This is a genomic window from Lysinibacillus sp. NPDC056185 (assembly GCF_047737915.1).
In the GTDB taxonomy this organism is placed as follows: Bacteria; Bacillota; Bacilli; order Bacillales_A; family Planococcaceae; genus Lysinibacillus.
In genome coordinates this window covers 37281-50163 of record NZ_JBLLLQ010000016.1, presented here as the reverse complement: position 1 = coordinate 50163, position 12883 = coordinate 37281, and the positions used below count along the sequence as shown (strand labels likewise).

Below are 12883 nucleotides of genomic sequence, written 5' to 3'. Positions count from 1 at the left end.
AAAGCGAAGCGACAGCAACAATTATGCCGCGGCACGATTGACATAATAAACATTTTATTAAAAGGAGGCAAGACTATGGGAGGTATTGGAGCAATTGGATTACCTGGGTTAATCATCATTTTAGTCATTGTTTTAATCGTGTTTGGTCCGAAAAAATTGCCTGAAATCGGAGGCGCAGTCGGTAAAACATTTGCAGAGTTTAAAAAGTCCACGAAGGGGCTTATTGATGATGAGGATGATCCAGCGAAAAAAGAAGAAAAAAAATCTGACGTTTCGTAGGAGGTTGTCCTATGGATCCATATGAAGAAGGAAAAAGGAAATATTTAAGTCCACTTGATAAGAAAGAAGCTGAGCCTCTCACCCCTATGGAGGCTTTTGTTGAAGTTCCAGTAGAGACAATTGAACAGAATGTGGTAGCTGATGAACCACTTTTCCCAATTGCATCATTACTTGAACATCTTACTGAACTACGAAAACAAATTATTAAAGGGCTTTTCGTATTTATTTTATTTTTTATTATTGTATTCTCTACCATTAATATTTGGTTTCCTTATGTAACACGAGGACATTCACTAATTATTTTAGGGCCATTAGAGGTTGTCAAATTTTATATGACGATTTCCACAACACTAGCATTCGGGCTATCTATGCCATTTTTAGTTCATTTTTTGTGGAGCTTCGTAAAGCCAGGTTTAAAAGAAGAAGAAAGCCGCTTCCTCGGTCTTTATGCACCTGTCATGCTTATACTCTTTTTATCAGGCGTAGCTTTCGGTTATTTTATTGTTAATCCACTCAGCTACTCATTTTTAGTAAGTGTAGGAGCAACTAATTTTGATGTTATGGTATCCGCAAATGAATACATGCATTTTTTAGTGATGACAACCGTACCACTTGGACTACTCTTTGAATTACCAATCGTAGCCCTCTTTTTGTCGTCCATTGGTATATTAACGGCTGAATCCATGAAAAAAATACGAGGCTGGTCTTATATCGGGATGGGCGTTGGTTCTGCTTTGATTACCCCACCAGATTTTATTAGTCAGCTACTCATCTTAATTCCAATGATTATTTTATATGAAATAAGCATCTATCTTGTTAAGCGTATAGAGCGTAAACAAATAGAAAGCACTGCGTAGCAATGACGCAGTGCTTATTTTTTCTTTAATTCCATGACAACAATTTCTGGTGGATTAAAAATTCGCATAGGTACTGAACTATTACCTAATCCTCGACTAACGGCCATCGTTGTTGTTCCTTCTTCATAAAGACCAGCCGTATATTTCGGAAATATTCCCTGTCCTCGGGCGTAAAGACCGCCAATACCAGGAATACGAACCTGTCCGCCATGTGCATGTCCTGCAAATACTAAATCAATTCCAAATTCCACATACGTATTAAACACTTCTGGTCGATGTGCTAGTAAAATCGTTAGAACATTCGGTTGAACATTTTTTGTCGCTATCTTTAGCATTTCTTTCGTTGTTCTACCCGATAACGGATCTTCTATGCCAACAATCGCCAAGCGCTCCCCGTCGCGCTCAATGACGGTCGATTCATTGGACAATATATGTACTCCTAACGATGATAGCTCCTCATAAATTACATTCACTTTATTCGTCGCTACTTCATGGTTTCCTAGTACATAATAGACATCCGCTAATTTAACTAATCCTCTAACAGCCTGTAAGCTTCGCTCCAATTCATAGCGATTACTATCAACTAAATCACCTGTAATAAAAATCAGGTCAGGATTTGTTGTCTTCACCTTTGCTATGAGTTTCTCTTGATGTTCGCCGAAGAGAGCATCTTGTAAATCTGATATTTGCGTAATGCGTAGCCCATCAAAGCTGGCAGGCACTTTTTCTGACTCGAATTCATACTTGCTTACAACCAGCCAGTGATTGTTTACGTACAAAAAAATGACTATAAAAACAAGAAAAAAAGCTAAATATAATAATTTTTTCAATCGCAATCGCTCACCCTAGGCTACTTATTCATCAAATCAATCCTGAATGAAGATAAAATCTGACCCTCCTATTATAAGCATAAAACAAAGTAATTGTAAGCACATACACATAAAATCATTAGATTACATATAAAGAGTATCCCAAAAACGTTACATTTAAAGGGGTCCCTCTAAATAGAGAATAAAAGTCATAAGTGATAAAATTCATTAAAAATTATGAATAGGTGGTGCTTTATTTGTTAAAAAATACAACTATAGTATCTTTTGCTTTAGTACTCCTCTTTTTTTGTACCAGATGTTCTAATAATGCCCAAAAAATTATATTGGATATAGCCGATGACAAAGGAAATTATAAAGAACGTATAGAAATCCTAGATAAAGACCAAGTTTCAATCGTAAATAAAATTCTTAATAACGCTAAATGGAAAGAAGAAACTGAGGCATCATTTGGGTTATTAAAGTATAGAATGTCTTTTGCTTTTATAGATTCCAATAAAGAGGTTAAGTCTTCTTACTATTTAATTTATTTATATTCAAATGAACAATTCATTTTTGTAGAGAATGATGCGAAATATACTAAATTATCAATAGCAGATTCGAAAAAATTATTTGATATACTACCAAGCGAAACTTGAAGAGGATCGATAAGGAGACTACAGCAGCAAATATCCACACACCAGTCATACAGGCAAAAGAATTACCAATTGATAAACAAACATAGCCGTGGAAAGATATAGAGATCCCGAAGAGATAAAACAAAATAAATACCTCATCAAAAAACAAAAAACGCGTTTAGACACTCCTTTCAGAAAGTCTAAATGCGTTTCATCGTTTATAATACTTTCTCTAAAAAATCTTTCGCACGCTGTGTAGATGGTGATGTGAAAAACTCTTCTGGTGATGCATCCTCAATTAACTTTCCGCCATCAAGGAATATTATACGGTCAGCTACCTCACGGGCAAAGCCCATCTCATGCGTTACGATTAACATCGTCATCCCAGTATCAGCAAGATTTTTCATAACAGCTAATACCTCTTTTACCATTTCAGGGTCAAGAGCTGAAGTAGGCTCATCAAATAAAATTACTTTCGGATCCATTGCAAGTGCTCGAGCAATGGCAACACGTTGCTTCTGCCCTCCTGATAGACGGCTTGGATATTCATTGCGCTTTTCAAATAGGCCTACCTTCGTTAGTAAATCTTCAGCCTTTTTGATCGCAGCTGCCTTATCCATTCCCTTCACATTAATCGGTGCGTATGTTAAATTTTCAAGTACCGTTTTATGAGGGAAAAGATGAAAATGCTGAAATACCATGCCGACTTCTTCACGGATCTTCATAATGTTCGTCCCTTTGTCCGTTAGAATGTCGCCAGCAATTGTAATCTTTCCGCTCGTTGGTTCTTCTAATAAATTTAAGCAGCGCAGGAATGTTGATTTACCAGATCCTGATGGTCCAATAATAGCAATTACTTCTTTTTCTTTAATTTCTGTTGAAATACCTTTTAGTACTTCATTTTTTCCATATGATTTGTGTAAATCTTCAATTTTAATCACTTTTTCTCATTCCTTTCTCGATTCGTTTACCAAGGAACGTTAATACAAGTGTCATAATGTAATAGATTATACCTGCAAATAGTAAAGGCTCAAGATAGCGATATGTTGCTCCACCTACAATGTAAGCACGGCGCATAATATCAAGTGCACTAATAACCGTAACAACAGCTGTTTCTTTATTCAATGTAATAAACTCATTCACTAAAGATGGTAAAATATTTTTTATTGCTTGTGGGATAATAATATCCTTCATCATTTTTGCATATGGAATACCAAGTGCTTGTGCCGCTTCCATCTGTCCTTTATCTACCGCATTAATACCAGCGCGAATAATTTCAGAAATGTAAGCACCTGAGTTTAACCCAAATGCAATAATAGCCGTTGGAACTGGGTCAATTTGAATATCTAATAACTGTGGCACTGCGTAGTAAATAATCATTAATTGTAGTACGAGCGGTGTGCCACGGAAGATCGATGTATAAAAATCTGCAAACCAACGCAAAACTTTCACTTTACCAATTTTGCATAACGCTAGTAATATACCAACTATAAAACCGATGATTGATGCACCGATTGCAATTTGAAGTGTAACACCTATCCCTTTTAATATGTAAGGGATAGAGGGAATGATTGCTGTAAAATCTAAATTCACAGTGCCCCCTCCTTTCTTGTGCTCTTTTTAAGAAATGAAAGTATAAGCGATAGCTCGAATAGAGCTATCGCAGTTCAACTAGCTTATTTAACTTTTAACCATTTATCTTCTAGCTCTTTAATTTTACCTTCATCAGCTAATTCTTTTAATGCTTTGTTAATTTTATCTTTAAGATCGCTACCTTTTTGAACAGCAATTGCCTTAAAGTCTTCAGGTTGCTCTTTTACCGGGAACGCTTCTAGTTTATCGTTCGTATCAAGGTAACCTTTTGCTACACCACTTTCTACAATCCCTGCATCTAAACGCTTAGACATCATGTCTTGAACAATTTCAGGAATTCGTGTACGTCCTTCAACTGTTGCATCTACTTCTTTAGCAATTTTGTTGCCTAATTTTTCTTGGATAGAAGCGTTTTGAACACCGATTTTTTTACCAGCTAAATCAGCTTCTTTTTTTATTCCACTATCCTTTTTCACGATAAACACTTGCTCTGTTTGATTGTATTTATCAGAGAAATCTACAACTTTCTCACGTTCTTCATCAGGTGACATACCAGAAATAACAACATCCACTTTACCCGATTGTAGAGCTGGTACTAGACTATTAAAGTCAATATCTTGAACTTGCATTTCTGCACCAATCTTGTCACCAACTAATTTAATTAAATCAATATCAAAACCAATAATATCTTCACCCTTTGCAGCGTCAACATACTCAAATGGTGCATAATCAGATGAAGTACCTACTTTTAAAACTTGCTTTTCTTCTGTGCCTTCGCTTGCATTTGATTTTTTATCGCTTGCCTTATCATCTTTTGCGCCACATGCTGCTAATACGCCAATTACTAGAACAAGCATTAGCATGAAAATTTTGTTTTTCATATTCACGATCCCCTTTTTTATGTTTTATTATCTATGAAAATCTAAGTTCTTGAAAATAATCAAATGGATATTTATTCACTTTAGAGAATAAAAAATCTATCTGCTAATAAGATATACCCTTTTGAAGTAATAATCAAGCAAAACTAAAAATTTTCCGATAAAACATTATACACTTAATTTTCTGATAAATCAATCTACTTAGATTCCTCAGAAAAAATAAGCTCATCATTATAACGTATGGTTGATTTTCGTTCCGGCTGGGCCCTTTCCTTGGGGCGTCCGACGAGCCCCAAGGAGTCACCGCGCCTCCACTACAATCAACTTATGCATGGCGTACCAATACAATCTCCAACTTTTGGTAATAAATATATTTAAGCAGTTTTATTCAACAAAAGACCTCCCAAAATGGAGGTCAGCCACTTATTTTATTTTTCATCTGCAAAAAGCTTTTCCTTCAACTCATCCTCCCCGGACCCTTCCGCTAAAGGTACACGAGAGCGATACGCTGCACGACATATTAAATGCCCCGCTACAGGAGCTGTAACAAAAACAAAGCCAATTCCTAAAATTAAACGTACACTAACATATCCATCATGCACCCAAAAGTAAATAAATGCGCCTAATAGACATGTTAAGACCGATAATGTCGAACTTTTCGTTGCAGCATGTGAACGCGTGTATACGTCGGGTAAACGAATCATCCCAAATGCGCTAATAACACTGACAATGGAGCCAATCAATATAAGGATAACTGCCGCCCATTCAATCATTTGATTTACGTTCAACAATCACACCTCTTTCAATATATTTCGTAAACGCAATCGTGCCGATAAAAGCTAAAATACCCAATATTAAAATAGCTTCTAAATACGCCTTTGTTTTCAATATAATGGAGACAATAGCGATTGCTGAAAGTAAATTAACACCTATTGTATCAAGTGCTATGGCACGGTCGGGCAACGAAGGACCTCGAATCACACGAAACAGCGACAACGCAATCGATACACTGAATAATGCAAGAGCCAAAAGTAAAATTTTATCAATCATTAACGTGTCACCTCCATGATTGCTTGTTCAAATTTCCCTATTGAACGAATGACAGCTTCTTTCGATTGTTCAATATCCATTGCATGAATATAAAACAGATCTCCTTCTTCAGAAACTTCCATCACGACTGAACCTGGAGTCAGGGTGAGCAACAACGCAAGAGCTGTTATTTCCCAATCTCCTTTAAGCGCTGTTTTATACGTAAATATTCCAGGAGTAATAGTGAGCTTCGGCGTAGTAATTTGTCTTAATACGCTGTAACTCGATAATAGTAACTCCCAATTAAAGAGCCATAATAATTTAATGATTGAGAACACACGTCTTAAATAAAATTGTGTGCCGTAAAAGCGGTGCATCGCATATAAAATCCCTATTCCGACGATAAACCCCATTAAAAATGTCGAAAACTGCGGTATAACTTCATCCTGTAACAAGAGCCAAAGTGTTGCGATAAATAAATTCAAGATAAATTGCATCGCCATTATTTATTCACCTCACCTTGCCATGTTGTGCCATCCAGCACTGCATCAATATAGATCGATGGCGAATAGAGCGTCTTTGCTGCATCTGTTACATACGGAGCCATCCATTCAGCTCCAATTCCTAAAGCAATTGTACAAGCTACCAACAATGTTAATGGTAAGACCATACGCTTTGGTAACGGCTTTTCATCCTCTAGACTAATAATCGTTTCACCAAAGAATGAGGAGAGAAATATTCGTAATAGTGAATACAAAACAATTAAACTAGATAAAAACCCTAGCCCTAGTAGAACAAAATTGCCTCCTTCAATAGCTCCTTGTCCAATTAAAACCTTACCTAAAAAGCCGCTCAATGGTGGTATCCCAGCAAGGGAACACATGACAATAAAGAATAACCAGCCAAATAGAGGGTAATTTCGAATAAGCCCACTCATTTTATCAATAACCGTTTCACCGGTAACATACATCATCATGCCAACTGCTAAAAACAGCATGGCCTTAGCTACCATATCGTGCATCAAATAGTATGTTACGCCCTGTAAGGCAGACTCCGTACCGATCGCTAGACCAGCTACTATAAAGCCAACACCAATAAGGACGTTATAAGCGGCAATTGTTCTTACATCTCGCCCTGCTAGTGCTCCCATACATCCAGCAATAATCGTTACTCCCGCCATAATTCCTAGCACCATATGAGTCACTTCAGTATTATTTGGGAAAAGTAATGTAAAAGTGCGGACGAGTGCATAAATTCCAACCTTTGTTAATAATGCTGCAAAAAGTGCTGCTATAGCTGTTGGAGGTACACTGTATGAGCCTGGAAGCCAGAAGAATAATAATAGGCCAGCCTTCAAGCTAAAGACAATTAAGAAAATCAGAGCCACAGTCGTGATCAGTGGGTCAGCTCCTAGCTCCATCACGCGGACAGAAATATGTGCCATATTCAACGTTCCAACGGTTCCATATAAAAAAGCTAGTGCCACTAGGAAAATCCAAGAGGCAACAATATTAATAAGGACATATTTTAATGCCTCTCGCAGCTGAACTTTCTCTCCACCTAAACTAATGAGCGCATAAGAAGCAAGTAACATCACCTCAAAGCACACAAACAAGTTAAAAATATCCCCTGTTAGAAATGAGCCATTCACACCCGCTACCATAAGTAGGACAAACGGGTAAAAATACATCTTTTCAAAGTTCTTACCGATTGTAAAAATGGCATATAACAGACAAATGGCTGCGACAATATTCGCCACTAATACAAGAAGCATTGCGAACGAATCAGCAACAAATAAAATGCCGAATGGTGGTGCCCAGCCACTAAAATCAATACGCATTACACCTTGTTTCTGAATCTCTTGTAATAAAATGACACTAATAAGGACAACAAAGCTTAATGTCAATAAACTAATGATTCGCTGTAAAAAAACATTGTCACGTAAAAACACAAGTAAAATGGCCGTAATAACCGGCACAATTAATGGTAAAACAATCATATTACTCATCCGGCGTACCTCTCAATTCATCAAAATTCGCCGAACCGTTCGTTTTATAAGCTCGGTAACCGAGAACAAGCACGAACGCCGTCACCGCAAAGCTAATCACGATTGCCGTTAAAATTAATGCTTGCGGCAGAGCGTCTGTGTAGGGGCCTTCAGATTCCTCTAAAAGTGGTACATTCCCCTTCTTCAGTCCACCCATCGTTAAAATCAGTAAATGTGCCGCATGTGATAAGACCGCCGTTCCTAAAATCACACGTAATAACTGTTTCGAGAGGATTAAGTACGTCGCAACAGCTACTAATACACCAACTAACACTAGTATTAAAGACTCCATTGGCTACTCATCCTCACTTATACTTAGAATAATTGTGACTACAACACCTACTACCGTTAAAGCCACACCTGCCTCGAAAATGGTTACAGTCGAAAAGCCCATCTTCCCGAAGATCGGTACATTTATATAACTATGTGTCTGCGTTAAAAACGGAACATCAAAAAATAATGAGCCGATTGCTGTGCCGGTCGCCAGTAATACGCCAAGCGCTGCAACTTTTTTAAAATCAAATGGCATCCCTTTATGCACTGTTTCAATGTCATACGCTAAATACAGTAGAACAATGCCAGAGGCTAGCACGAGACCACCTATAAAACCTCCACCCGGCGCATGATGCCCTGCAAAGAATAGATAAATACCAAGAGTTAAAATAATGAAGACGACTGTCTTTGTGACCGTACGTAAAATAACGTCATTTATTTTCATGATCCGCTTCCTCCTTTCGTGGCTTTAGCTTCGTTAATGTATACACCCCTAAGCCAGCAATCAGAAGAACGACAACTTCTAGCATCGTATCAAATGCACGGAAATCGCCTAATATGGTGTTGACGATATTTGAACCACCCGCCAGCTCGTAGGAATCATTGAAGTAAGTAGCTACTGGCTCAAAGTGATCGAAATGGACAACTGCTAAGCCTACTAATGTAACTGTTGCGCCAACGAAAATGGAGATAATCACCTTAGACCATTGCATTTTTTTGCGAGAGGCTTCAGGCATTAAATCAGGTAAATATTTAAAGCATAGAAGGAATAAAGCAGTTGTCACAGATTCAACGACTAATTGGGTTAATGCTAAATCAGGAGCACGGAAAATTACAAAGAAAAATGCGATTGAATAGCCAAGTACGCCATTCAACAACATGGCTGTTACGCGGCCTTTAGCGAAAATCATCCACACTGCAGCGAACATCATCACAAACACTAAAATGAGCTCATAAGTCTCAATTGTGGAATCTTTCGCAAAATTAAATGCAATAGCATCAGACCAAATAAAATATCCTGCAATTAGCGCAACAAAAAATACATAGATATAGACAAAATAATGCGTTAAATTACCTGTCATATAACGATTAGTAAGCTTCGCAGAACTATTTTCACTAAACTCAATCATACGATTGTAATACGTATTAAACGTATATCTTTGCGGGAATATCCGATACAAAGGCTTCCAGCTTTTTAACGTTTTAAATAAGATGATCCCCATAATAATGACACCAAAAGTCATTAACAATTCTGTATTAATGCCATGCCAAGCATGAATATGTGGTGTTAATTCACTAGTTGATGGGAATGTTGGATAAATACTTGCCATAGCAGGCTCTAAAATATAATGCCCTAGCACGTTTGGGAAAAAGAAAATCCCAACTACAAAGACGCACAGAATGATTGGCGAAAATAGCATACCTAACGGAGCTTCATGCGGTTTTTTATCCAACTTATCTAGCTGTAATTTTCCGAAAAACGTTCGACTGATCAAAATCATACAGTAAACAAATGTAAAGATACTTGCTACCCATGCCACTATTGGAAAGAGCAGTCCTAAATCAGCAATTGTAAATGCCTCTACATTGCGAATCGCTAGTACCGCTGTGAAAAACATTTCTTTACTTAAGAAGCCATTAAATGGAGGTAAACCGGCCATAGAAAATCCGCCAATGACTGCAATTGTAAAAGTTACCGGCATTATGGCCATTAATCCCCCAAGACGGCGAATATCACGTGTGCCTGCCTCATGATCGACAATACCGACCATCATGAATAGCGCACCTTTAAACGTGGAGTGATTAATAAGATGGAACAATGCCGCAAAGCTTGCCTGCGTATAAAGAACAGTATCTGCAGCATAACCGTAATAATGGCCTACTGATCCTAGCCCAAATAAACTCATAATCAATCCAAGCTGACTAATCGTTGAAAAGGCCAGCAATGCCTTTAAATCGGTTTGACGCACGGCATTAAATGAACCCCAGAACATCGTTATAAGGCCAATAACACTTACTAGCCAGAACCAAACAGCCTCTCCCCCAAATACTGGAGAAAAACGTGCGACTAAATATATACCGGCCTTTACCATTGTTGCTGAGTGTAAGTAAGCACTAACAGGTGTTGGCGCCTCCATTGCATCTGGTAACCAAATATGGAAAGGAAACTGCGCAGATTTTGTAAATGCACCGATTAGAATAAGGATTAACGCTGGGATAAACAGTGTATGATCTCGTATAACGCCTACATTAGCTACGATTTCACGGATACTAAATGTATCCGAAGCTACATAGAGCATCAAAAAGCCTGCTAACATTGAAAGGCCACCAAAAACGGTAATTGTCATAGCTTTCCTTGCACCAGCACGAGATGCTTTTCGATGATGCCAAAATGCAATTAACAGGAAAGATGACACACTTGTTAACTCCCAAAATGTGTATAAAACCATTAAATTATCTGAAAAGACGACGCCAAGCATAGCGCCCATGAATAGTAATAAATAGCAGTAAAAATGGTGAAGAGATTCTTTCGTTGATAAATAAAAAATAGAATATAAAATGACTAAACTACCTACACCCGTAATCAGCAAGCCAAAAATCATACTGAGTCCGTCGAGATAAGTTGTGAAATTTATATTAAAAGAGGGAATCCACTCATATGTATGAATAAACGTTTTACCCTCGGCAATTTGAGGAATGTAGCGCGCGAGTAAAAGAAACAAAATGAATGGAACGGATAAAACAAACCAGCCAAGATGTGCAACACGCCTTAGTCGCCTATAAAGTAGTGGAATAAGTGCAGCACAGACAATTGGTAAAAGAATCGCAAAGAGAACTGTAACCAAGTGAAAACCTCCTACTAACAATTTCGTTCAGCAACTGTTTGATATGGTGCGAAAAGCTGTGGATATGAGAAAACAACCGATAATAAAGTATTCCCAAATCTACTGAAGTTACTACTGTTTTATACTGTGCTTCACACACAAAAATCTATAACAATTGCTGGAGATCATTTGAAAAACTCACTGAAGATGAATAAAGCTAACTAACATATTAGAAATTCTCTTGAAATTTGATTCATGTAATAAAGTGTGTACTCCTTGAATTGGAAAGTAAGTGGTATGTGTTGAAGTGTCATCAATGATTTAATGAAAAGATCTAGTTCATTCAACATTCAGCACATATTTTATGCAGGATTTTGGTGATTACACTGCATAAAACCAGGGGATTTTTTCAGGCTATGAGCTTTATTTACTGAGAAGCCTGAATAGCCAATAGCGTATTGCCTTAGAGTGTTTTAGAAAATGGCATGACTTTTGGAAAGATTATATGTACACACTATCCATGTCACTATGGCGTACCAAGTCACTTGACTAACTATTTATCTAACTGCATAATAGTGTGGCATATAGAAGCAATTGGTTCAAATGCACGAAATGCATAATTCAAATAACTGTAAAGAATAGAGATATCCCTGTTTCCACAAGGTTTTCTCAATATATTATCATTAACTTTTATACGCTTTTTAGTATACAATATAAATGAGCATAATGCACTGTATCAGTATCGATTTTTGCTGTTTTAGACTAATTTTCTCAAAACCGACTGTAGAAATGACAAAATAACGACAAGATTAAGAGGTGTTAATTTTTATGAAGCATGTAAAAGGGCGTTTAGACGAAAGTATATTAGTTTGTGTCTACTATGGGCTTAATGGTGAGCGATTAATACGACGTGGTCATAAAATGGCTACAATGTTAGATTGTCCGCTCTATATTCTTTCGGTCGATTCGCAACCCCTTGATGCATTTGATGCAGAGAAATCTAGCTACATTGAGCAATGGAAAAAGTTATCTGATGAGCTTGAAATTGAAGAGTTCATATTACAAGATAATGAAAAGCGTCCCATACAAAAAGTTATTGCAGAAGTGGCAAAAAATTATGGGATTTCTCAAATTATCGTAGGTCAAAGTGCACAAAGTCGCTGGGAAGAGATTACAAAGGGTTCCTTCCTAAACGTTTTATTAAAAGAGGTTCCTTTTGTTGATTTTCATATCGTAGCTGTCCAACGTCCAACTGACGATGATGCGAACGATACATATGAAAAAGGTGTGCGTGCTTATTTAATCCAAGATCATGAAGACTTTAAAGTAGCATTTACATGTCCTAAATATGTATCCATTGAAGGTATATTCTTCAAAGAGATTGGTACTGACTTTGATAATGGTATTTTTAAATTCACTTACAATGATAAAATGCATGAAGTTCACATATCAGAGGGCTATATACTAGATAAGGAAAAACTTCCATCTGAATTTTTATCACCATTACGTCAATAATAAAAACGCGTTCCCTTGAGAACGCGTTTTAGCTTATCTATAAAATAATGAATATAAATTAAAGTGTAGCATTAATCAAAAGTTGATTTTCACTCCGAGTTGGCGCTTTCCGCGGGCTTGGAGGAAAATAGACTGTTTTCGAT

Annotated in this window: 15 protein-coding genes; 4 read left to right on the top strand and 11 right to left on the bottom strand. The window is 37.2% G+C overall.

Annotated elements, in window-relative coordinates; all coding sequences use genetic code 11:
- Window positions 1-75: 75 nt before the first annotated feature.
- Both tatA and tatC read left to right on the top strand, forming a co-directional pair.
- Window positions 76-279, top strand: coding sequence for a twin-arginine translocase TatA/TatE family subunit (gene tatA, locus ACMZ42_RS15845; RefSeq protein ID WP_415731980.1), 204 nt, complete (start codon window positions 76-78; stop codon window positions 277-279).
- 11 nt (window positions 280-290) lie between these two features.
- Entirely contained in the window at window positions 291-1136 is an 846-nt protein-coding gene (tatC, locus tag ACMZ42_RS15840) for a twin-arginine translocase subunit TatC (RefSeq protein ID WP_415731979.1), read from the top strand.
- 14 nt (window positions 1137-1150) lie between these two features.
- Here tatC and ACMZ42_RS15835 read toward each other — a convergent pair whose 3' ends face one another.
- On the bottom strand, window positions 1151-1966 hold the full coding sequence (locus tag ACMZ42_RS15835; RefSeq protein WP_402873947.1) for a metallophosphoesterase: 816 nt from the start codon (window positions 1964-1966) through the stop codon (window positions 1151-1153).
- A gap of 236 nt (window positions 1967-2202) precedes the next feature.
- On the opposite strand from ACMZ42_RS15835, the gene ACMZ42_RS15830 reads away from it, so the two are divergent.
- A complete protein-coding gene (locus ACMZ42_RS15830; RefSeq protein WP_415731978.1) occupies window positions 2203-2601 on the top strand; it encodes a hypothetical protein in 399 nt (132 codons plus the stop codon).
- Between the two features lie 197 nt (window positions 2602-2798).
- Here the strand turns inward: ACMZ42_RS15830 and ACMZ42_RS15825 are convergent, their stop codons facing one another.
- The 10 genes from ACMZ42_RS15825 to ACMZ42_RS15780 all read right to left on the bottom strand — a co-directional run bounded on the left by ACMZ42_RS15825 (window position 2799) and on the right by ACMZ42_RS15780 (window position 11246).
- A complete protein-coding gene (locus ACMZ42_RS15825) occupies window positions 2799-3521 on the bottom strand; it encodes an amino acid ABC transporter ATP-binding protein (RefSeq protein WP_415731977.1) in 723 nt (240 codons plus the stop codon).
- The gene (locus ACMZ42_RS15820; RefSeq protein WP_370079594.1) at window positions 3514-4173 is read right to left on the bottom strand and encodes an amino acid ABC transporter permease; all 660 of its coding nucleotides are present in this window, start codon (window positions 4171-4173) and stop codon (window positions 3514-3516) included. Before ACMZ42_RS15820 ends, ACMZ42_RS15825 begins: the two co-directional genes overlap by 8 nt.
- Window positions 4174-4256: 83 nt before the next feature.
- Window positions 4257-5054 carry a transporter substrate-binding domain-containing protein gene (locus ACMZ42_RS15815; RefSeq protein WP_415731976.1) on the bottom strand — a complete coding sequence of 266 codons (798 nt, stop codon included), beginning with the start codon at window positions 5052-5054 and terminating at the stop codon, window positions 4257-4259.
- A gap of 425 nt (window positions 5055-5479) precedes the next feature.
- Window positions 5480-5839 carry a Na+/H+ antiporter subunit G gene (locus ACMZ42_RS15810; RefSeq protein WP_079562765.1) on the bottom strand — a complete coding sequence of 120 codons (360 nt, stop codon included), beginning with the start codon at window positions 5837-5839 and terminating at the stop codon, window positions 5480-5482.
- Window positions 5817-6101, bottom strand: coding sequence for a Na(+)/H(+) antiporter subunit F1 (locus tag ACMZ42_RS15805; protein WP_079562764.1), 285 nt, complete (start codon window positions 6099-6101; stop codon window positions 5817-5819). The genes ACMZ42_RS15810 and ACMZ42_RS15805 overlap by 23 nt, the downstream gene beginning before the upstream one ends.
- On the bottom strand, window positions 6101-6583 hold the full coding sequence (locus ACMZ42_RS15800) for a Na+/H+ antiporter subunit E (protein ID WP_386844898.1): 483 nt from the start codon (window positions 6581-6583) through the stop codon (window positions 6101-6103). Before ACMZ42_RS15800 ends, ACMZ42_RS15805 begins: the two co-directional genes overlap by 1 nt.
- Complete coding sequence (locus ACMZ42_RS15795; protein ID WP_415731975.1) at window positions 6583-8088, bottom strand: Na+/H+ antiporter subunit D; 1506 nt, start codon at window positions 8086-8088, stop codon at window positions 6583-6585. Before ACMZ42_RS15795 ends, ACMZ42_RS15800 begins: the two co-directional genes overlap by 1 nt.
- Entirely contained in the window at window positions 8081-8419 is a 339-nt protein-coding gene (locus ACMZ42_RS15790; protein ID WP_079562761.1) for a Na(+)/H(+) antiporter subunit C, read from the bottom strand. The genes ACMZ42_RS15795 and ACMZ42_RS15790 overlap by 8 nt, the downstream gene beginning before the upstream one ends.
- 3 nt (window positions 8420-8422) lie before the next feature.
- The gene (locus ACMZ42_RS15785; RefSeq protein ID WP_349661496.1) at window positions 8423-8845 is read right to left on the bottom strand and encodes a Na(+)/H(+) antiporter subunit B; all 423 of its coding nucleotides are present in this window, start codon (window positions 8843-8845) and stop codon (window positions 8423-8425) included.
- Window positions 8832-11246, bottom strand: a complete 2415-nt coding sequence (locus ACMZ42_RS15780; RefSeq protein ID WP_415731974.1) for a Na+/H+ antiporter subunit A — start codon at window positions 11244-11246, stop codon at window positions 8832-8834. Before ACMZ42_RS15780 ends, ACMZ42_RS15785 begins: the two co-directional genes overlap by 14 nt.
- An 807-nt stretch (window positions 11247-12053) precedes the next feature.
- On the opposite strand from ACMZ42_RS15780, the gene ACMZ42_RS15775 reads away from it, so the two are divergent.
- On the top strand, window positions 12054-12740 hold the full coding sequence (locus ACMZ42_RS15775) for a histidine kinase (protein WP_402874543.1): 687 nt from the start codon (window positions 12054-12056) through the stop codon (window positions 12738-12740).
- Window positions 12741-12883: the final 143 nt, after the last annotated feature.